The 20,270-nt window shown below is 71.0% G+C and carries 16 protein-coding genes and 1 pseudogene; 11 read left to right on the top strand and 6 right to left on the bottom strand.

All coding sequences use genetic code 11. The features are described 5' to 3' along the window. The first annotated feature begins 5 nt into the window (after positions 1-5). The 3 genes from BLW04_RS20705 (at position 6) to BLW04_RS20695 (ending at position 3,299) form a co-directional block, all read left to right on the top strand. Complete coding sequence (locus BLW04_RS20705) at positions 6-923, top strand: SH3 domain-containing protein (protein ID WP_091546839.1); 918 nt, start codon at positions 6-8, stop codon at positions 921-923. 76 nt (positions 924-999) lie between these two features. Continuing rightward, a complete protein-coding gene (locus tag BLW04_RS20700; protein WP_091546833.1) occupies positions 1,000-1,743 on the top strand; it encodes a hypothetical protein in 744 nt (247 codons plus the stop codon). Positions 1,744-1,964: 221 nt separating this feature from the next. After that, positions 1,965-3,299, top strand: coding sequence for a hypothetical protein (locus BLW04_RS20695; RefSeq protein WP_091546830.1), 1,335 nt, complete (start codon positions 1,965-1,967; stop codon positions 3,297-3,299). On the opposite strand, the gene BLW04_RS20690 is transcribed toward BLW04_RS20695, so the two are convergent. Continuing rightward, entirely contained in the window at positions 3,289-3,948 is a 660-nt protein-coding gene (locus tag BLW04_RS20690; RefSeq protein ID WP_139306944.1) for a hypothetical protein, read from the bottom strand. The two genes, BLW04_RS20695 and BLW04_RS20690, sit on opposite strands and share 11 nt — an antisense overlap. 95 nt (positions 3,949-4,043) lie before the next feature. Here BLW04_RS20690 and BLW04_RS27010 point away from each other — a divergent pair, with 95 nt between their 5' ends. Together BLW04_RS27010 and BLW04_RS20685 are read left to right on the top strand one after the other, a co-directional pair. Continuing rightward, positions 4,044-4,211: a hypothetical protein gene (locus BLW04_RS27010; protein WP_175484177.1), complete on the top strand. Its 168-nt coding sequence runs from the start codon at positions 4,044-4,046 to the stop codon at positions 4,209-4,211. Positions 4,212-5,143: 932 nt separating this feature from the next. Further along, on the top strand, positions 5,144-6,532 hold the full coding sequence (locus BLW04_RS20685; protein ID WP_254781832.1) for a sugar transferase: 1,389 nt from the start codon (positions 5,144-5,146) through the stop codon (positions 6,530-6,532). Positions 6,533-6,599: 67 nt separating this feature from the next. On the opposite strand, the gene BLW04_RS20680 is transcribed toward BLW04_RS20685, so the two are convergent. Further along, positions 6,600-7,730 (bottom strand): LCP family protein, encoded by a 1,131-nt coding sequence (locus BLW04_RS20680; RefSeq protein ID WP_091546866.1) that lies wholly within the window; start codon positions 7,728-7,730, stop codon positions 6,600-6,602. Positions 7,731-7,986: 256 nt separating this feature from the next. On the opposite strand from BLW04_RS20680, the gene BLW04_RS20675 reads away from it, so the two are divergent. The 3 genes from BLW04_RS20675 (at position 7,987) to BLW04_RS20665 (ending at position 12,500) form a co-directional block, all read left to right on the top strand. Beyond that, positions 7,987-9,306: a UDP-glucose dehydrogenase family protein gene (locus BLW04_RS20675; RefSeq protein WP_091546824.1), complete on the top strand. Its 1,320-nt coding sequence runs from the start codon at positions 7,987-7,989 to the stop codon at positions 9,304-9,306. Between the two features lie 52 nt (positions 9,307-9,358). Next, positions 9,359-10,105 carry a hypothetical protein gene (locus BLW04_RS20670; RefSeq protein ID WP_139306943.1) on the top strand — a complete coding sequence of 249 codons (747 nt, stop codon included), beginning with the start codon at positions 9,359-9,361 and terminating at the stop codon, positions 10,103-10,105. Positions 10,106-10,268: 163 nt separating this feature from the next. Then, positions 10,269-12,500 (top strand): fibronectin type III domain-containing protein, encoded by a 2,232-nt coding sequence (locus tag BLW04_RS20665; RefSeq protein ID WP_091546816.1) that lies wholly within the window; start codon positions 10,269-10,271, stop codon positions 12,498-12,500. A gap of 378 nt (positions 12,501-12,878) precedes the next feature. On the opposite strand, the gene BLW04_RS20660 is transcribed toward BLW04_RS20665, so the two are convergent. Together BLW04_RS20660 and BLW04_RS20655 are read right to left on the bottom strand one after the other, a co-directional pair. Further along, the gene (locus tag BLW04_RS20660; protein WP_175484176.1) at positions 12,879-13,919 is read right to left on the bottom strand and encodes a glycosyltransferase family 2 protein; all 1,041 of its coding nucleotides are present in this window, start codon (positions 13,917-13,919) and stop codon (positions 12,879-12,881) included. A gap of 125 nt (positions 13,920-14,044) precedes the next feature. Then, entirely contained in the window at positions 14,045-15,958 is a 1,914-nt protein-coding gene (locus BLW04_RS20655) for a hypothetical protein (protein ID WP_091546812.1), read from the bottom strand. A 235-nt stretch (positions 15,959-16,193) separates the two neighbouring features. Here BLW04_RS20655 and BLW04_RS20650 point away from each other — a divergent pair, with 235 nt between their 5' ends. Continuing rightward, positions 16,194-17,090 carry a hypothetical protein gene (locus tag BLW04_RS20650; protein ID WP_091546862.1) on the top strand — a complete coding sequence of 299 codons (897 nt, stop codon included), beginning with the start codon at positions 16,194-16,196 and terminating at the stop codon, positions 17,088-17,090. A gap of 12 nt (positions 17,091-17,102) precedes the next feature. Here BLW04_RS20650 and cysC read toward each other — a convergent pair whose 3' ends face one another. Continuing rightward, on the bottom strand, positions 17,103-18,149 hold the full coding sequence (gene cysC / locus BLW04_RS28765) for an adenylyl-sulfate kinase (RefSeq protein WP_091546809.1): 1,047 nt from the start codon (positions 18,147-18,149) through the stop codon (positions 17,103-17,105). 481 nt (positions 18,150-18,630) lie between these two features. On the opposite strand from cysC, the gene BLW04_RS20640 reads away from it, so the two are divergent. Together BLW04_RS20640 and BLW04_RS20635 are read left to right on the top strand one after the other, a co-directional pair. Next, positions 18,631-19,413, top strand: a complete 783-nt coding sequence (locus BLW04_RS20640; RefSeq protein ID WP_254781831.1) for a 3'(2'),5'-bisphosphate nucleotidase CysQ — start codon at positions 18,631-18,633, stop codon at positions 19,411-19,413. Next, positions 19,410-19,586 (top strand): annotated as a pseudogene (locus BLW04_RS20635) (phosphoadenosine phosphosulfate reductase family protein); the annotation flags it as partial. The gene BLW04_RS20640 and the pseudogene BLW04_RS20635, both read left to right, overlap by 4 nt. A 55-nt stretch (positions 19,587-19,641) precedes the next feature. Here the strand turns inward: BLW04_RS20635 and BLW04_RS20630 are convergent. Continuing rightward, positions 19,642-20,270: ISAs1 family transposase (locus BLW04_RS20630; protein WP_139306942.1), on the bottom strand; the 629-nt coding region annotated here is incomplete at its 5' end.

The following is a 20,270-nucleotide window of genomic DNA, read 5'->3' as shown; positions in this document are numbered from 1 at the left end:
CGCGCATGACCGCTCTCGCCCTGCTGGTGCCGGTGCTTGCCGGTCTGGCGGCCTTCTGGGTGCTGGCCAACCAGCCGACCCGCTACGTCGCCACCGCCACCGTGTCGGTCCCCGGCAGCGCCGCCAACAGCGCCAGCCGGGTCGGGCTCTTCGTGGCAGACTTCGCCGAGCTCGCCGTCTCCGGGACCGTCCTGCAGGACGTCTCGAAGAGCACTGGCGTGCCCCGTGCGGACCTCGACGACGGCCTCGAGGTGGCCCGGATCGGCCAGTCCAGCCTGTTCACCGTCGTCTACACCGGAGACCGGGGCCAGGCGGTGGAGCCCGTCGTCCGCGCGGTCATCGCCGGGACCTTCGGCAACCTGGTCGAGGTCAGCGACACCGACGCGGACCTCCAGGCGGCGGTCGCGGCCTACGACGCCGCCGTGGCGGCGCGGTCGGCCTACCAGGACGAGATCGGCACGCTGCAGCCCGACCGCGACTACACCGACCTGTCCTCGCGGATCCGCAGCCTGCAGATCAGCCCCGAGATCGGCAGTGTGGCCATCATCGCCCGGCTGAGCGCCACGCGGGATGCGCTTGTGCCCCAGATCCGGCGGATGCAGGAGCTCGACCAGGCGGTCCAGGACGCTGCGCAGCAGCGCGACGAGGCCCAGCGGGCCGCCGAGTCGCTGCAGCGGCAGGCCGCCGAATCGCAGAGCTCGAGCACCATCCAGGGCCTGGAGGTCGTGGAGGAGTCTCGGACGCCGCGCCTCGTGCAGGGGGTCGGCGTCGCGGCGGTCGCCGGGCTGCTGATCGGGCTCGCTGCGCTGGTGCTGCCCGACCTGCTGCGTCGTCGGCAGCCCGCCTCCGACCTGCCGGCTGAGGCAGTGCCGGAGCGGCGACCGCGACCCACCGTGGCGGCCGGGGCCCGGGACGCGAGCTAGGGGAGCTCGCTCACCCGGGCGAGCGAGACAGGGTCCGGAACACCCGTTGCTCCCGCAACGCCAGTACGGTCTAGCGGTGTTCGGACGAGACCAGCTGAGTGCGGGCCTGCGTGAGGGCCGACGGACGGGTGCCCTGCAGCTGTTGGTCGCCCTCCTGGTGCCGATCCCCTTCATGCTCGTCGCGCACCAGCTGTACTTCTGGGACGTGGGCCCGTTCGAGTCCGCTCGGTGGGCCGTGAACAGCGACCGCTCCTTTATCGAGATCCTGGGGTACCTGCAGCTCCTGTCGGCGGCCACGCTCCTGTCCGTCGTCGGCGGCCGGCACCGACGGGGTCCGGTCTACGCCGGGTGGGCCATCACCTTGGTGGTCGTCGTACTCGACGACTCCTTGGGCCTGCACGAGCGGGGCGGTGCGTGGCTCAAGCACCGCGACCTCGTCCCCAGTCCCTTCGGCCTGCCTCCGCAGGAACTGGGTGAGCTGGCGACGTGGGCGCTGCTGGGCGTACCGATCCTGTTCCTGCTGTGGGGCACCCACCGCGGCAGTTACCCGGTGGCGAGGCGGGACTCCTGGTGGCTCGCCGGTCTGACCGGCGTGTTGATGGCCTTCGCCGTCGGTGTCGACCTGATGCACGAAGTGATCGAGGAGCTCACCGACAACAGCGTGGTCGACCTCCTGGCCACCTTCGTCGAAGCCGGTGGAGAGGTCGGCGCGATGAGCGCGCTGCTGGCCTATGTCGTGCACGTCGCGCGTCGCGACGGCTCCCCGGGGACGACCGCACCTCTCGGTGGGAAGTGGCCGTCGGCCCCAGGCACGCGCTAGCCTGTCGCAAGAGCGAGTGCTGACAGCGCTGTCGGGCGCCGCGCAGCGCGTCGTGCCCTCGAGGGACATCGCGCGCGTCACGCGCACGGTCCCGGGTGGTCGTACCCCGGGCAGCACACGCGACGAGAGGATGCTCCACCCATGACGGGACGCCGCGATCCGGGCACGGAGTTCCCAGCCGCCCCGCCCGCCCTGCACCAGCCGACCCGGGGACCGGGGCGTTGAGGGCCGGCAGCACGAAGGCCCGGGCCGTCCTCGGACTGGTCGTCGTGGCCGCGCTGGTCCTCGCCGGTGGGCTCACGTTTCTCGCCGTCCATTCGTCGTCCGACGGCGCGCCCGCGGTTACCGGAGCCGCTCCGAGCACCGCCACCGACACCGGCTCCGCACCGGGCGACGCCCCGGTGACCAGCGTGCCCCAGGGGCCGCCGCTCTACGTCGCCCCCCAGGCGGCCGGCAGCGGCGACGGCAGCAGCTGGGCGGACGCCGGCGAGCTGGCCGACCTGCCTGACCTGGTCAGCCAGCGGCCCGGGGGTGGCGAGATCTGGCTGCGGGCCGACACCGGTCCGTACCAGGTCGAGGACAGCCTGCGGATCAGCGCCGGCGGGGCCGACGGCTCACCGGTCGTGGTGCGCGGCGTGGACGTCGACGGGCGGCCCTCCCCAGCGGTGCTGCAAGGTACGCGCACCTCGCCGTATGATCCCGACGGCGAGAGCGGGGGTGACGTGTTCTCCCTCCGCGGTGGCGCATCTCACCTGGTCTTCCGGGACCTGGCCTTCGAGAACGTCGACAACGCCTTCCTCGCGGCCGGGGACGCCACGGACCTCGTCATCGCCGACACCTCCGCCACCAACGTCCGCCGGTTCTTCGAGAACGCGAAGTCCGACCAGGAGCCGAGCGCCGATGTCAGTGGCCTCGTCATCCGTGACGTCACCGTGACGGGCTTCTCCAAGCGGGTGGTGCGGCTGCGCTACGGCTCGAACGACGTGCTCCTCGAGGACGTCATCGGCGACTCCCAGCAACAGGACGGCGATGACTTCGCCATCGGGGTGCACCTTCAGGACGACGTACACAACGTAATGCTGCGTCGCGTGACCATGAGCAACACCCGGGATTCACTGCACGATTACTGGAACGGGGACGGGTTCGCCACCGAGCGGGACGTCCACGACATCACCTTCGAGGACACCACCGCCAGCGGGAACACCGACGCCGGCTACGACCTCAAGTCGACGCAGACGACCCTGGTCGATGCGACGTCGAGGGACAACAAGCGCAACTTCCGCTTCTGGGCCGACGACCTGACCGCCCGCGGCTGTCAGGGGCTGGACCCGCACAAACGCGGTGGCAGCAGCTCGCAGGCCCAGGTATGGCTCGGTAAGGGTGCACGCGTGCAGCTCGACGGTTGCACTTTCCGGGACACAGACCCGGAGACGGTGGTGTTCGTTCTCGAGCCGGACGCACGCCTGAGCGTCACCGGCGGCGCGATCGAGCACGCCGGGGATCTCAAAGCCCTCCAGCAAGGCGCCACGGTCGACCTCCAGGACGTCACGCGGTAGGCGCTGTCCGCTCACCGTCGTGCCGAGCGGCGTGAGGAGCGATGGAGATCGTCGGCTCGCCGAGCACCCGAACGAGGTGGGGCAGCAGGATGACGAGCGCCGCCATCACGCTGGCGGTCTCGGTGAGCTCCTCCACTATGGTCAAGGCGTCGTAGATTGCCGACTTCGATTCACCGACGACAACGACGGCGCTCTCCACCATCTCGAGCCCGGCCGCAGCGGAAACGAACACGATGCCGGTGAACACCAGGTTGCGGCCCGTCCTCCCCAGACTGCGCAGGAAGCGCGCCTGCACGACGAGGAACACCAGGCCGATGGCGACGATCGGGATCATCCAGGCGTAGTACAGCGGACCGGACAGATCCCCCACCGACCGGACGCCGTTGAAGTGCTCGTGGAGGGCGGCCACCTCATCGAGAGACGTGACGGTGAGCACCCCGGCGAGCAGCCACCAGTTGCGGTGCCATCCGACCCGCCGCTGCCGGAAGACGAGCGCGTTGCCGACGCTGGCCAGCGCACAGGAGATGTGCAGGAGCGTGGCCACCCACGTGCCCAGGCTCTCCTCTCGCTTGAGCGTGAAGAACGGCACCACGCCGAACGCGAAGTCCACTCGGTGCTCGGGGATGACGATGAAGGAAGATGCGGCCATGTACACCCAGGCGACCGGGGTCGGCGGACCGGAGCGGCGGTCGTCGGAGTTCGCGCTGACCCAGAAGGCGCTGCGCCGGCTCGCGGGTCCTGGTCGTGGTGTGGCTCGTCCTGGCAGCCGGGAATGCGCTGTCCTTCGTCTTGGAGCATAGCTTCCACCGGCTGTCCTGTGGGCGGGTGCGGGCGGCGGCGATCTACTCGGATGTGCTGCCTGCGCTGCTACTCCCGCGCCGAGAAGACCGGGAGGGTCTGCCCGACCAGTGACCTTGGGGGCTGACCGCGGCCCTGGACCGGAGACTGCGCAACGTCCTACCGCCAATGGGGGAATGCGACAGAGGAGGACCGGGAGTCCGCCTCTCTGGGCGAGACCGGCCTGGACCATCGGCCTGCGCCGAGTCCACCTTGGCGGCCCGGCCCGCCACCTGACCATGGCGATCGGGACGTCCACGAGCTCGACGGGTGCGTCAGCGAGGCACTGACCTCGACGTGCGGCCGCTACCGCCCTCGTCCCCACGGCTGCCGGATGGCGCCTGCCGTCCTCGCGAGGAGGGCGGAGTTGGGGGAAGCGACCCCACGACCCCCAACGGACGGTCAGGCGATCCCCCTGCTGCGTTCGTGGAGAAGGGGGATCGCACCCGATGGCGCGCGGTGCTCCCGGGCGTTGAATTGTCGTCGGCAGCCGGACCACGAGGTGCGGCTCTGAGACGACGGAGTTCTCTCATGACCACGCTCGCCGGTTCGTAGCGCACCAATGCACCTCACGTGGCGACCCAGCGGACGTGCGTAGCACCGAAACGGGCGCTCGCGGAAACATGTGCCGAACAACACAACTGTCCATTTACGGCGGCGGTTGGCCTCCTGGACGGACTGTCGTGACTTTGAGCTACTGAATCACTGAGAAATGCACCACTAGACAACGCCAGCTTGCCGGAGACCCGGATGGCTGCCCGCGGTGACGCCAGCCGTTGGCGCGATGTTCGATAGATTCAGCTACCGACCGGGCAGCAACGTTGGTCGATTGCAACCATATCCGCAGCGTCAGCGCTGCGTCGGCCGGCTAAAGGAGGTGCAGTGTGACGATGCGTCACGCATCAGGAGACGTGACCCAGTCGCGGGAGCAAGGAGATCTTCGGCGGCTGGTCGGCGCCGCTCCTCGGGAGGACGCTGGGGCGCGTCGTGCATGGCGGGCAGCATACGTGCGACGCATCGCGGTGGGTGACTTCTTGAGCGCCGTCGTCGCAGCTGTTGTCGGATACCTCATCCGCTTCGCGCCGGAGGGCGACGCGCACGCGCAGCCGCACGCTTCGCGTTGGTTGATCGCACTGCTACCGGTCATGTGGATCGGCGTCATCACGGCGGCGCGGAGCTACGAAGAGCGGTTCCTGTGGGTGGGCCCCGAGGAGTTCCAGCGCGTCTTCTTCGCCGCCGTGCTCCAGCTCGCGGCAGTCGGCACGCTCTCCTGGGCCTTCCGTCTGGAACTCGCCCGCGGCTTCGTGGTGGTCGCCCTTCCCTTGGCGGCGCTGCTCACGCTGGCCAACCGTTACGGGCAGCGCAAGTGGTTGCACCGCCGGCGGGCGGCGGGGGACTTCATGCAGACCGCGATCATCGTCGGCCACCGCAACGGCGTCGTGGCGCTTCACGAGCAGATCGAGCGGGAGGCCTACCACGGTTATCGCGTGATCGGGTGCTGCCTCCCGCCGGCTGGTCGGGGCGAGCAGTCGACCGTGTTCGACGGACTCCCGGTACTCGGCACCCTGGACGAGGTCGTCGACGTCGTCCACGAGTACGAGGTCGACACCGTCGCAGTCCTGCCCTCGGAGGAGCTGGACGGCCCGGCCCTGCGCCGACTGGGCTGGGACCTGGAGAAGACCGCGGCTGAGCTGCTGCTCGCTCCGGCAGTGACCGAGATCGCCGGTACGCGGGTGCGCATCCGCCCGGTGGCCGGGTTGCCCCTGCTGCACATGGAGCGTCCCGAGTTGCGCGGCGTCCGACGGTTCACCAAGGAGAGCTTCGACCGCACTGCAGCGGTGGGTGGCCTGCTCCTGCTGCTACCGGTCATGCTGGCTCTCGCTGTGGCCGTCGCGGTCACCAGCTCCGGCGAGGTCTTCTTCCGCCAGGAGCGCGTGGGCAGGGACGGTCAGACGTTCGGGATGCTGAAGTTCCGGAGCATGGTGGCCGGCGCCGACCGGCTGGTGCCCGACCTCGCCGACGGGAGCGACGGCAACGGGGTGCTGTTCAAGATGAGGGCCGACCCGCGGGTCACCCGGGTGGGCAAGGTCCTGCGCCGCTATTCCCTCGATGAGCTGCCGCAGCTGCTCAACGTCGTCCGCGGCGACATGTCGCTGGTCGGCCCTCGCCCGCCGCTGCCCACCGAGGTCGAGCGCTACGGCTTCGACATGCACCGGCGCTTCCTGGTCAAGCCCGGTATCACCGGTCTCTGGCAGGTCAGCGGCCGCTCGGATCTCTCCTGGGACGACTCCGTGCGCATCGACGTCCGTTACGTGGAGAACTGGTCACTGGCCTTCGATTTCATGATCCTGTGGAAAACCTTCGGTGCGGTCTTCCGTGGCTCCGGCGCGTACTGATCCCGTCCCGCTCGCCGAGCCACCGGCGCGAAGCCCCGTGTGTCACCGACGAACAGCAGAGCGTGGGTCAGTTCGTGACCTCGGGCAGCGCTTGGTCGGCGAACTCGTCGGCGTTGGGGCCGAGGGAGTCGGTCTGCAGGTAGCCCCACCTCCGGTTGCCGGTGTTGGCGTCCAGGTAGACGACGCTGGCCGACCCCTCGGTGCCAGTGCCGAGCACCGGTGCGGTGAAGAACTCGACGATGGCCGGCGTCAGTCCGCGCAAACCGTAGGCCATGGTCACCAGGTCGGCGTTGCTGAGGTCGTCGTCCGGGGCGACTGCGTCGGTGACGGCGAGCAAGCTCGAGTCGAGCCTGCCGGGGCTGGTGAAGACCTGCTGGCTGAACAGCTTGGTGAACATGGCGCGCAGGCAGTTCTGCTGGCGTTTGACCCGGTCGAAGTCGCCGCCGGGCAGGCCGTAGCGCTGCCCGACGTACCAGCGGGCCTGATCGCCGTCGAGGTGGTTGATCCCGGCGGTGAACGTGTACGGACCCCAGCTGGTGGTCTCGGGCACGGTGACGTCCACGCCGCCCAGGTCGTCGGTCACCTGGATGAGGCCGTCGAAGTCGATGGCCGCGTAGTGGTCGATGCGCACCCCGGTCAGCTGCTCCACCGTCTGGATGAGCAGCGTGGGCCCACCGAAGGCGTAGGCGGTGTTGATCTTGTTCTTGCCGTGGCCGGGGATGTCCACCCAGGAGTCGCGGGGGATCGAGATGAGCTGCGCGTGCTGCTGGTCGGCGGTGAACCGGGCGATCATGATCGCGTCCGAGCGGGCATCCGGCAGCTCGCCGGTGGCGATGTCGGCCCGGGTGTCCGAGCCGACCAGCAGGAACGTGCTCGGGTCCTCGCTGGCTGCCGGCTGTCCGGCCGGACTGGCCGCCGCCGGGCGGGAGACGTCGTCCAGGCCGGCGAAGACGTTCCCGACGCGGTTGATGTTCCCGCCGTACCGGTTGGTCAGGAACCACAGCCCACCGCCGGCGACCAGGGCGAGCACGAGCACACCGGCGCCGATCAGTGCGCGGCGCACCCCGCGGCGGCGACCGGACGGCGTGCCAGGCGCATCGTCGGCCCTCTGCAGCGGGAGCGCATCGGCGTCGACGGGCTCGTCGTCCAGCGTGCTGCGGTGGTCGCGAGCGAGGTCGCCGGACTGTCGGTCGCGCATGCCGTGCTCCCATCGTGCGTCCATCCCGGTCGTCGGGACGGTAGGGGCGGATGCCCTCCCCTGAGCAGCCATCGCGGTGTCGCCTCACCCGATCGGGCGGGGGCGGGCTAACGCGCTCCCCATGCGGTGATGTGCGCCTCATCAGCTGGCGCAAACGGGTGAGTGGGTCGGGCACTCGGTGGCGCTCAGTCGGTTGGCCCTTCTACGGTGCGGAGGACATGGCAGTGCAGGGAGCAGTACGGGAGAGACGACGCTCATGAAGATCTCGGTGATCGGCTGCGGCTATCTAGGCGCCGTGCATGCCGCGTCCATGGCCGAACTGGGCCACGACGTCGTCGGCATCGACGTCGACCGGCTGAAGGTCGAGGCGCTCCAGCAAGCGCGGGCGCCGTTCTACGAGCCCGGCTTCGAGGAGCTGCTCGCCCGCAGCCTCGGCTCAGGCCGGCTGCGCTTCAGCGTCGACATGGCGGATGCGCGGGACGCCGTCCTCCATTTCGTCTGCGTGGGGACGCCGCAGAAGCGCGGGGAGTACGCCGCCGACCTGCGCTACGTGGAGGCGGCCGCTGAGTCGTTGCTCGAGGTGCTCAAGCCCGGTGACCTGGTGGCCGGGAAGTCGACCGTCCCGGTGGGGACGGCGGCTCGGCTGGCAGAGCTCGTCCGCGGCAAGGTCCCCGGCGCGATGCTGGCCTGGAACCCGGAGTTCCTCCGCGAGGGCTACGCCGTCCAGGACACCCTGCATCCCGACCGGCTGGTGTACGGCCTGGCGCCCGGCGACGAGGGGCAGGCGGCTCGCGCTCTGCTGGACGAGGTCTACGCGACCATCGTCGCGGCCGGCACCCCACAGGTGGTGACCGACTACGCGACCGCGGAGATGGTGAAGACCGCGGCCAACTCCTTCCTGGCCACCAAGATCTCCTTCATCAACGCCATGGCCGAGCTGTGCGAGGCCACCGGTGCCGACGTCAAGCAGCTGGCCGACGCGATCGGGCACGATGACCGGATCGGCCGCAAGTTCCTCAACGCCGGCCTCGGCTTCGGTGGCGGCTGCCTGCCCAAGGACATCCGGGCGTTCATGGCCCGGGCCGGCGAGCTGGGCGCCGACCAGGCGCTGACCTTCCTGCGGGAGGTCGACAACATCAACATGCGGCGACGGATCCGCATGGTGGAGCTGGCCCGCGAGGTCTGCGACGGCTCGCTGCTGGGCAAGCGGGTGGCGGTGCTGGGCGCGGCGTTCAAGCCCGACAGTGACGACATCCGCGACTCGCCGGCGCTCAACGTGGCCGCGCAGCTGCAGCTGCAGGGCGCGGTTGTGCAGGTGACGGACCCGGCCGCGGGAGACAACATCAGGCGCAGCTGGCCGCAGCTAGACGTCGTGGACACGGCCGAGGAAGCCGCCCACCGGGCCGACGCGGTGCTGCTGCTGACCGAGTGGAAGCAGTACCGCGATCTCGACCCGGTCGCCTTCGGCAGCGTGGTCAGGCAGAAGCGGGTGCTCGACGGGCGCAACGCGCTGGACCGGGACCGGTGGGAGGCCGCCGGCTGGTCCTACCGGGCGCTGGGCCGCCGTGGCGGCTGACGGCAGGACGCCCGGCATGGCTCCACGAATGTGTCCTGAGCAGGATGAGCCCATGCCAGGACGGGACGCACGACATCGATCGACCGGCTCGAGCCGCTGGACCGCCGGCCCGCGGCTCGGGCTCATCGCCTGCACCGCCGTTCTTGTGGGCTCCTGCGCGTCCGGCGGAGACGTGCGCGGCGAGGGCCCCGGCGCGCCGTCGGCGACCGTCGTGCCGTCCACGTCGGCCAGGACCCACCCGGTCACCACGGTCGTCGTCAGCGACGACCCGGCGGTCTCCGCGGCCGGGCCGACCGCCACGGGCGCCTGGCCCGGCGAGCTGGCGGCTCTCCTGGAGGGCTCGGGGACCGCACTCGATTTGGAGGTCGCGGCAAAGGATGCCGCGGGCTTCGCCGTCGAGGACCCGGCCGCTCCCTCGTTCGCCGACCTGGTGCGCGACCGGGTCGTGCACTCCACCCAGCTCGTGGTCTTCTCCGAGACGCAGTTCGGTTCTGCCGCGGCCCCGGACGTCGCCCAAGGGGCGAGGGAGGCGTTCGCGGCGGTGGAGGAGGCGGCGCCCGATGCGCTCATCGTCGTGGTCGCTCCCTGGACGTCGGCGCCGGACCTGCCCGCACCCACCGCCGAGGTCCGGGCTGCGGTCCACGCGGCGGCCCAGAGCGCGGAAGTGGCGGTGACCTACGTCGATCCCGTCGCCGACGGCTGGCCGACCGGGGCGAGTCAGCAGCAGGTGGCGGAGCTCCTGCTCCCCGACGTCGCCCCGTTGGTCACGGCGCTCGCCGGATCAGGCGCCTTCGACTGACCGGCCATCGGACCACCTGATGGCCAATAGACGATTACAAACATTCATGGCGTCCCGTACCGTTGGAGGTATGCGCTTCGCACGCAGTTTCGTGAGGTCATTGAAACCTATTGTGCGGTGCGGCCATCCGGCCGCTTCCGGCCCCGATGTCCGAAAGGCACTCATGCGCGCCGCTCCGTCCCGGCTGCTGCCGGTTGCCGTCACGCGCAGCCGGCTGGCCACTCTGCTGATCGCCCTGCTGGCAGCCCTCGTGTCACTCCAGACCGTGGCGGTCACGGACGCGCTGGCTGCTGACACCGCTCCGCGGATGTACCAGGACCAGGCCTTCCCGACGGCCGGTGCGGCGCCGACGGAGGACAAGCCGCAGAGCAAGCTGTGGTTCAACGACGGCTACTGGTGGGCGCTGATGCGCACCACCACGAACGGCGCCGACGGCAACCCCGACGTGACAATACACCGGCTGCAGCCGGACCACACCTGGCTGAACACCGGGGCCGTGGTCGACTCGCGCGCCGCCAGCACGGGTGACGCCCTCTGGGAGGGCGGCAAGCTGTACGTGGCCAGCCGCGTCACCAGCGGGGCCATCCAGGCGACCCGCATGTCCTACGACATGGGCAACAAGACCTACGCGACGGACGCCGGCTTTCCCGCGACGGTGACGTCCGGGGACATCGAGTCGGTAACCATCACCCGGGACAGTCGCGCCCGGCTGTGGATCACGTTCACGAAGCCGGACCCCGCGGACAGCACGCTGGACCGGGTGTGGGTGGCCCACTCCACGACGAGCGACACCACCTGGACGGCTCCATTCATGGTCCCCGTCGCGGACAACACGGTGAACGCCGACGACATCTCCGCGATCGTGTCCTTCAGCGGCAAGACCGGCGTCATGTGGTCCGACCAGCAGACGCAGGTCATGCGGTTCGCGGTGCACCCGGACACCGCCGCGGACGACACCGGCTGGACCTCGGAAGTCGCGTACAGCGGCACCCGCAGCGCGGACGACCACATGAACCTGAAGTCGCTGGCGGAGGACGACCAGGGGCGCATCTACGCCGCCGTCAAGACCTCGCGGGGTGACTCCAGCACCGACGCCCCGTCCGATCCCAGCATCGTGGTGCTCTCCCGTTCGTCCACCGGCACCTGGACGCCGAGCACGGTGGCCACCGTGTCCGAGACCCTCACCCGCCCGCAGCTGGCCCTCGACTCGACCAACCGGCAGCTGTACGTGGTGATGTCCACCGAGGCCGGCGGCAAGGTCTACTACCGGAAGTCCCCCCTGGGGGCGACCATGTCGTTCACCCCGCGGGCCACCCTGCTGTCCTGGTCCGGCGCGCTCATCAACAACGCCACCACGGCCAAGGCCCCGGTCACGGCGGCCTCCGGCCTGGTGGTGCTAGCGAGCGACTCCAAGGGCACGATGCGCTACTACCACGCCGAGCTCGACCTCAGCGGGTCCGCGGCCGACGCGACGGCGCCGTCGGTGCCGGCCGGGGTGTCTGCGACGGCGGACAGTTCCAGCCAGGTCACGGTGCGGTGGACTGCCTCGACCGATGCGGTGGGGGTGGCCTCCTACCGGGTCATGCGCGACGGCGTGGTGGTGGCCGCTGCGGTGACCGGTGGGACGTCCTATGTGGACGCCACGGTCGCGGCGGGCACGGCGTACAGCTACACGGTGTCGGCGGTGGACGCCGCGGGTAACCGGTCGGCGGAGTCCGCGGCCGCGTCGGTGAACACGCCGCCGGCCCCGCCGCCCTCTGCGGGTCCGGCGGTCACCGCAGGGGCGTCGTCCCAGGCGGTGAACACCGCGGCGGTGACGTCGGTGATGGTCGGCAAGCCGGCCGGGGTGGCGACTGGGGACGTGCTGATCACCCAGTTCACGACCAACGGCAATCCGACGGTGACCGCTGCGCCCAGCGGGTGGGTCCCGGTGATCGCCCCGCTGGTGGTGAGGACCTATGCCACGGTGTTCGCCTACTTCCACGTGGTCACCGACGCGGCGGCCGAGCCGGCGTCGTACGGCTGGACGCTGTCGGCGGGCCAGAAGTGGAACGCGGCCATGACCGCCTTGAAGGGCGTGGACACCGCTACGCCCTTCGACTCCTCGGCCAGCACGAGGGTGAACACGTCGGGGTCCACGTCGGTGGTGGTCCCGGGGGTCACGACCACCACCCCTGGGGCTCTGGTGGTCGGCGGGGTGGGGGTCGACAGCGGGGGCGTCTCGGTCACCCCGGCCAGCGGCTGGACCGAGGCGGTGGAGAGCGGCGGTGCGCAGGTGGCCGAGCTGGCCTACCAGCCTCGGCCGACGGCTGGTGCCACGGGCTCGGCGACCTGGAAGATCAGCAGCTCCCTGACCGCCGCCGGCTGGATGCGCGCGCTGCGCCCCGCCAGCTGAGGCCGAGCGAGGCCGGCCGTGCCGAGCGAGCACTCGTTGCGGCCTGCCCGCCCGGGGGGGACGGGGTGAGATCACCGCGGTCGGCTGTGGTGCGGGCAGCTACGGTTCGGCTCGTCCCCCTGCCGTGCGGCGGAGCTATCCGGACGACAGATGGTGATGGCGACAGATCACGACACTGGCGGCGCTGGCGACATCCGCCGGTCAGCTGCTGCTCCAGGTGCGCGGCCGGGCCTTTCCGGAGTCGGCTGTCTGCAGGGCGGCCGGTGACGCGGAGTCATACCGTTTCCTGCTCGACCAGCTCACCGCCGTCCACCCCGCCGACGCGGTCCTCTCCCGAGGAGTCGCGGAGCTCGTCGCACTCCTACCCGGGGAGTGGCCTCAGCCCGGCGAGCCGGGGACCCACTGCGGCCGATGTGCGCGGTCCTGTGCCGGCCGCGGCAGTAGCGCGTTGCCCGCCCGGATCAGCCGCCCAGCCACCGGTCGAGGCAGCCGGGCGATGTTCAGCAGCGCGCGGGTGAGGAGGGTCCGATCCTCCGGATGCAGCCGCGCCGCGACCTCTGGCAGGACGTCGAGCTCGCCGTGACGGAAGGCCGTGCGGATGACCGCGCGGCGACGTCCGGACAGGTCTGCCTCGAGCGCTGCCGCCAGTGCGGCACTGCCGTGCTGGTCCTTCTGCCGGACGTACTCGAAGATCCGCCACCGACCGATGTACTGGGCGAGCAGGTCCCCGCCGTTGTTCGACTCGTGCATCCGGTAGTCGACCTGGGCTGCCCAGGCGAAGGCCAGCCGCGCGGCCGGCAGCGCCCTCGTCATGAACTCCATGTCCTCGGTCTTGATGCCCCGGACCGCAGGGTCGAAGCCGCCGACCCGATCGACGAGGTCCCGCTGGACGATCATGGTCGAGGGATAGAAGACGTTGTAGAGCAGGAGCCGCTCGACCGGGAAAGTGCCCACGTAGGTCCAGTCCACCCCACTCGCTGGTCCGGCGATGCCGTTCCAGTACCCGTCCGGGGCCCGCTCCGCGTTGGTCTTCTCACTGACGAGCCCGGCCCCCCGGATGAACTTCCGGTGGTCGCCGAAGACCAGGTTCGGGCGACCGTCCAGCAGGGCGGGAGCGGCCTGCTCGAGGAACGTGGGTCGATAGAGGTCATCGTCGTCCAGAGTGGCCACCCACGTGCAGGAAGCGGCGTCCAAGCCCGTGTTCCGCGCCGCCTGGACGCCGGCCGGCTCCGTCCTGATGTGCGTCACCTGCGTGCCGTAACGCACCAACGACGCGGCGGTCGCGTCGGTCGTGCCGTTGTCGACGACGATGATCTCGCTCGGCCGGACGGTCTGCGCCAGAACTGAGTCCAGCGTCTCGGTCAGCAGGTGGGGGCGGTTGAACGTAGGGATGACGACGGAGACGTCCAGCATCCGCATGGAGTTCCCATCTTCTCGAGCCCTCGGCTGTGTGCGCCCATCCGCCTCGGCCCGAGCGGACGGCATCATAACTGAGCTGGTGGGTGTCGCGAGTCGTCCGGTCGTCCCACGGGTGCGCAGTCGCGTCAGGAACGCCCCCGTCTCCGCGAGAGGCCCCGGGCGATCATCCTGACGTCCCTGCCCACGCGCGACGCACCGAGGGCGGATCGGGCCGCCCTGCGCAGCCGCTTTCCAAGGAAGAGCACGTACCACCCGGACTGCACGAGAACGCGCCGTCCCGTGTTGAGTGGTCGATGCGGCTGGAGCAGGGACTCGACCGACGCGCCCGACACCGCGGGGTGGAATGCGGATCCACCCACTCGCTGGGTCAGACCCGTCAGCTTCGGAACGTCGTAACCGGAGGTTCCGGCGGGGACGCCCCGGAACGTGTAGGAGTCCGGCACTGCTGGCGCAGGCTCCCGGTACTCCTGGAGGAACTCGAGGTCGAGGACCTTGAGCCCGGCCGCCGGGTCGGTCACCACGTTGTGCGTCGACAGGTCGAGGAGGAAGAGGCCACGGTCGTGCAGCCGATGCGCGAAGCGCGCCAGCGCGCGCGAGGCGTCGCCGGTGAGCTGGGCGTCCTGGCGCCCTGGCAGCAGCCGGCGGTTGTGGCTGCGGTCGTCGGTGTAGAGGGTCGTCAGGACCCAGTTGTCGCCGCGCTCGAGGAGGTCGGGCACCTCCGGCAGGTCACCGAGCTCCGCTCGTGCTCGCAGCTCGCGGTCGAGGAACCGGGCAGCCCCGGGCCGGAAGAGCTTGCACACGCACTGTCCGTGCACAGGGTGCTCGACGACGGCCACCTGGGCCCGGCGTGCTCCCCCGGGCAGCTTGCGCACCACCGGGTAGGGGAACGTGACGGAGTCGACCAGGCGCTGGACCAGCGGCCGCAAACGGTGCTCGACGTAGGACCCACCGAGCACCTCGAGGTAGTCCAGCGCCTGACGAGGGTTGTCGGAGGAGTGCACCGGGTTGTACCGCACCTCAGCGCCCACGCCGTCCAGCAGGTGGGCGCGCAGCGCGTCCTTGGCCCGCGGGATGCGCAGGTTGGTGCCCCGCTCAGGGTCGAGGCCGCTCACCTCGGGCGCGACGTCGTAGGCGATGACGAACGTGGCCGGTGCTCCGCCACTGAGCGGCCACGGTCCCTGGGCCCAGTTGCCGCCGCGCAGCCGATGGCTCGCTCGGGCTCGCTGCGCGGTGTTGAGCTCCACCACGTCGAGGACCTCGAAGCCCTCTCGGTCCAGTGCCTCCACTGCCACGTCCACCTGAGGCTTCGCCCGGTCCCGGAGCACGAACACCGCCAGGCCGCCCCACAGGTCGTCGACCGCGGGCTGATCGTCGAAGAAGTGTTTGTGGATCCACGGGTTGGCCGGCTCGAGCCGCTCCAGCGTGTCCAGCGGCGGGCGCAGGTCGCGGGCTGCCAGGTAGCGGTCCAGGCTGTCCAGCGTCGGGTGCAGCGGCCTGTCGAGTCGCTCGGCCAGCTCGGCGAGGACCGCCTCGTAGTCGTGGTCGGTCGGCCGCCTGATCTCGTCGGAGCCGGGTCCGGCGCTCAGGCCGGATGCGTGGCCCTTGTGGTAGACGGCGTGGTAGGCGAGGGAGTCGTAGTGGTGCTGCAGGCTCGGCACCCGGTACCGGTCGCGGAGCCATGTGCCGCCATCGAGCATCTCCCGCGCGAACCGCGGCGCGTAGTAGGGGACGCCGTGGAAGTCCGACCCCGGCAGTCCGCTCACGCTGTAGATGTCGAACTTCTGCGTGCTCTGCGACCCGGAGCGCGTGGTCATCAGGGACCGAACGAAGGTCAGGTCCTCGTCAGCGACGAGGAGGTCGATGTCCTCCCCGGCGTCCACGTCCGGGAGCGTGTCGAACCACCGCAGTACGACGTAGCAGACGTCCCGCTGCTCGAGTTCGGCGAAGAAGTCGTCCAGGGACAGCCCGGGCGCCAGGTGGCGTCGCGCGCCACTCGGTGGAACGCCCAGACCACGTACCGCGCGGCGCAGTCCGCTCAAGCCCTTCGTCACATCGCCCCTCTCACTCTCACCGCCCCCACGTACCGGGCGGCAAGCATAGGCGCCGGCGTCGTCACTGCAGCAGAGTGCGGGACGGGGACGAGCTCCACGGGGCGCCGCTCGTCAGCCCGGGGGACGACAACGGACGTCCTGACCGATGGGCTTTGCGATCCGCTCGGGTGACGCCAGCCACATCACGGTCAAGCCCGGCGGTTGTCCTGCCGATGGTGGGGACATGCCGTGGTTGGCCTGGGTGTTGATTGGGTGGACAGCGCTTGCCGTCGTCGTGGCGGTCCCGTTGGGCCTCGCCATCCGGGAGGCTGACCGCCGTGAACGTGGCCGCGGCCAGCATGGCGCGTCCCCGGCCGACAGCCAGCCGCTCGCCTCCCGGCCCGTCCGGTGCCGGGTGCCCGCCCGCCGGCGCATCCCGATGCCGCCGATCGCTGTCGCGCTCGCCGGCGTCGGCGTGGCCCTGGAGACCGCCGGGTTCCTGATCCGGGCCTCCGGTGCGGAACGGGGCGCCGCCCGGCTCTTCTCCATGGACCTGCCGATGTCCGTGCCCCGCCTGTACGTCGCTGCCCTGTTCGTCGCTGCCGCCGGTGCCGCCTTCCTCGGCGCCACCCGGGCCGGTAGCCGGCGCGGGTGGTGGATCGCCGTCGGCGTCGTCGCCGCTTCCGTCGCCCAGGTCAAGGCTGGTGGGACGGTGCACGTCCTGGCACTGGCCACGCTCGGCGTCAGCGGGCGACCCGTGATCGCGGCTGCCGGGAGCGCTCTCGTCGCCGGCGCCGTCCTCGCATCGCTGTGGTGGGTCAGCCGCGACGAACGCCGCGACCGACGCCGCGTGCTGGTCGCCTTCGGGCTCTACGCCGGAGCCGCGGTGGGGCTGTCCGGCATCTCCTCCCTCGTCGGGCAGGCCACCGGTGCCTCGGCCTGGACGGCGGCCGCGACCTTCGTGGAGGAGAGCGGGGAGGCGCTCGCCGGCGTCACCGTGCTCATCGCCGTACTCGTCGGCGTCGCGCCGCGCCTGGTGCTCCCGGCCCAGTGGTCGCTGCGACGCACGGCCGACGCCGAGACCGTCGACGCCCCGGGGTCGCTGCCCACCTGGTCGCCGGGCTCCGGCTTTTTGCACTGACCGGCCGCGAACTCATGGTCGGGTGGCCGGCCCGGCCAGCAGAGCCTCCAGCACATGGCGGGCGCTCTGCTCGACGCTCGACGTCCGGGTGTCGATGGTGATCTCGGCGTCCGTGGGCGCCTCGTACGGGTCACTGATCCCGGTGAACTCAGGTATCTCGCCCCGCCGGGCCCTTGCGTACAGCCCCTTGCGGTCCCGGGCTTCGCACTGCTCCAGCGGCGTGGCCACGTGGACGAGTACGAACGATTCCGGACCGGCCTCGGTCTCGACCAGCCGGCGGGCCTCGGCTCGGGTGGCGGCGTAGGGCGCGATCGGCGCGCACACCGCGATCCCGCCGTGCTTGGCGATCTGCCCGGCCACCCAGCCGATCCGGCGCACGTTGGTGTCGCGGTCGGCCTTGGAGAATCCCAGTCCGGCGGAGAGGTGGGTGCGCACCTCGTCGCCGTCCAGCAGGGTGACCGTCCGCCCGGACTCGAGCACCAGCTCCACCAGCCGGGCGGCGATCGTGGACTTCCCCGCTCCGGACAGGCCGGTAAACATCGCGGCGCGGCCGCCGGTCCGCGGGGAAGAGGTGTCGATCCGCGTGCCCAGCAACCGTGCGCCGTGGGCCGCGCTCAGCTCGGCCCAACTGGCGTCCGGGTCGACGGCGGTGACCGGGGTCGGGATGACGACGACCTCCCGCCCACCCGCGGCCACCCGTAACCAGCCGGCGGCAGCCGAGGAGATCGCGGCAGAGTCGGGCCCCGAGCCGGCCAGCGGCAGCACGGCGAGCAGCTGGGCGGGGAGCTCGTCGACGTCCTCGGGCGGCGTACCCACCCAGGCGACCGGATCCGTCCAGCCACGTCCCGCGAGCTCGGCACGGACGGCGGCCGGGTGTCGCCACCGCGGGATCTCCCGCACGGTCAGCGTGCCGTCGTGCTCCGTGGCGACGAGGACGCCTTCGGCGTCCTCGAACTCCAGGGCCGGCGGCAATCCGGGCACCTGCTTCGTCAGCCCGAACTCGTACGCCGCCAGCGCCGCCAGCTGCGCGTTTGTCAGACGTGCCCGGGTCTGCGCCATGAGGTCATCTTGCCAAGGCGGCGCGCCAGGACGACGACTGCGCCGGGGGATGGGCTCCGCAGGATCCGGGCGCGCCCTACATCCCCGGCCGCACCACTCCGCAGCGGCACTCGTACAGGGACGACCCGCTGAAGGGGTCGTCCCCCAGCCGGCGGAACCGGTGGACGTGCAACAGACGACCGTCGCCTGTTGCCCGGCCGAACGGGCTCGGCACCGGCGATGGGCCCCCGGGGGCCACCCAGCGACTGCTCACTTCTGTCCGCACGTCGACAGTGTGACCTGCTGTGGTCCGGATCGGGGCGTCTGCGGCCTCCGCAGACTGCTCGTCGGGCACGTCCGACGGGGTGTGACTGCGCTGGGCAACGGCTCGAGTGGCTTCCTGTGCCGGCTCGCCGGGGCGCGACAGCCTGAAGGCATGGCCGATGACCCAGCGTCGTCCCATGGCCAGGATGGGGCCCCCACCTCGGACGGAAGACGCCTCTTGACTGCCTCAGATCACGACACCGCCAGCTCCCTGGCCACGTCCGCCGGCGAACTGCTGCTCCAGGTGCGGGCCCGGGACTTCGCGGACGCCACCGCCCGGAAGGCCGCCGGGGACGCCGAGTCGCACCGCTTCCTGATGGACCGGCTGGCCGACGTCCGTCCCGGCGACGCCGTCCTGTCCGAGGAGGGTGCCGACGACCCCGTCCGGCTGGGCGCCGAGCGCGCCTGGATCGTCGACCCGCTCGACGGCACCCGGGAGTTCTCCGAGCTGGAGCGCGCCGACTGGGCGGTGCACGTGGCGCTGTGGGAGCGCGGTGAGCTGGTCGCCGGTGCCGTGGCGCTGCCCGCCGAGGGCACCACCTTTAGCACCGCGGAGCCGGCCTCGGTCCCGGCCCGGCCCGACGGCCCGCTCCGGCTGGCCGTCAGCCGCAGCCGCCCGCCGGCGTTGGTCACCGTGCTGTCCGAGCAGCTGGGCGCCGAGCTGGTGCCGATGGGTTCCGCGGGCGTCAAGGCGATGGCCGTCGTTCGCGGCCGGGCCAACGCCTACGTGCACGGCGGCGGCCAGTACGAGTGGGACTCCGCCGCCCCGGTCGCGGTGGCCCGGGCCGCCGGCCTGCACACCAGCCGGCTCGACGGCTCGCCACTGGTCTACAACTCGCCCGACCCGTGGCTGCCCGACCTGTTGATCTGCCGGCCCGAGCTGGCCGAGCAGCTGCTGAGCGCCCTGGCAGCGCTGCCAGCCGACCTGACCGCGCCCCGACCCCGCGGAGGAGCCGCATGACCACCCCGCACTACGAGCTGAGCCACCTCGACGCGCTCGAAGCCGAGGCGGTGCACATCTTCCGCGAGGTCGCCGCCGAGTTCGAGCGTCCGGTGCTGCTGTTCTCCGGCGGCAAGGACTCGATCGTGATGCTGCACCTGGCGCAGAAAGCGTTCTGGCCGGCCCGCATCCCCAGGGCCTCTGCAAGGTCGTGAATGGCGATGCTGACCTGGGCTGACGCGGTGTTGATCATGCGGCCTGCAGGGTCGGGGCGATGCGGTGGGGTTGGTCGGCGTAGGTCCGGTGGGCCTCGGCGATGTTGTCCTGACCATCGAGCCGGAACAGGTTGATCACGGTGTTGCGGAACGTGGCCAGGTTCTGGGGTGCGTGCCGGGTCCGGACCTGGGACCGGTCCTCGCTCTGGGTGTTGTCCCGGACCCAGTGCAGGCCGTTCTCGATGGACCACTGTCCGCGGACCCAGCCGGCGAGCTCCTCGGGTGTGGCCTGGCGGTGGTCCAGGGAGGTGATGATGTACACCGTCTGCACCGAGGGGTTCTTTGCGCCCTTCTTCGTTCGCCTTCGGACGATCTTGGCGATCTGGGCGGCGTGCGGGAACAGTGCTTGCAGGTCGGGCTGCCCGTCGGTGGCTATCACCTTGATCGAGCGTGTCTCGCGGCGGCCGTGCCCGACCTCGTGGCGCACCAGGCCGGGAACCGGTCCCCAGGGCTGGCGGGCGAGGGTGTCCCGCAGGTTCTTCTGGTTGCCCTTCACGGTCAGGGCGTAGTGCGCTCCCCGTTCGTGCAGCCAGACCGCATGGGAGCGTTGGCAGTGCAGCGCGTCCGCGGTCACCAGCACGTCGGCCGGGTCGGGCAGGGTGT

This window comes from Modestobacter sp. DSM 44400 (assembly GCF_900107175.1).
In the GTDB taxonomy this organism is placed as follows: domain Bacteria; phylum Actinomycetota; class Actinomycetes; order Mycobacteriales; family Geodermatophilaceae; genus Modestobacter.
This window is presented reverse-complemented; position numbering and strand designations above follow the sequence as displayed.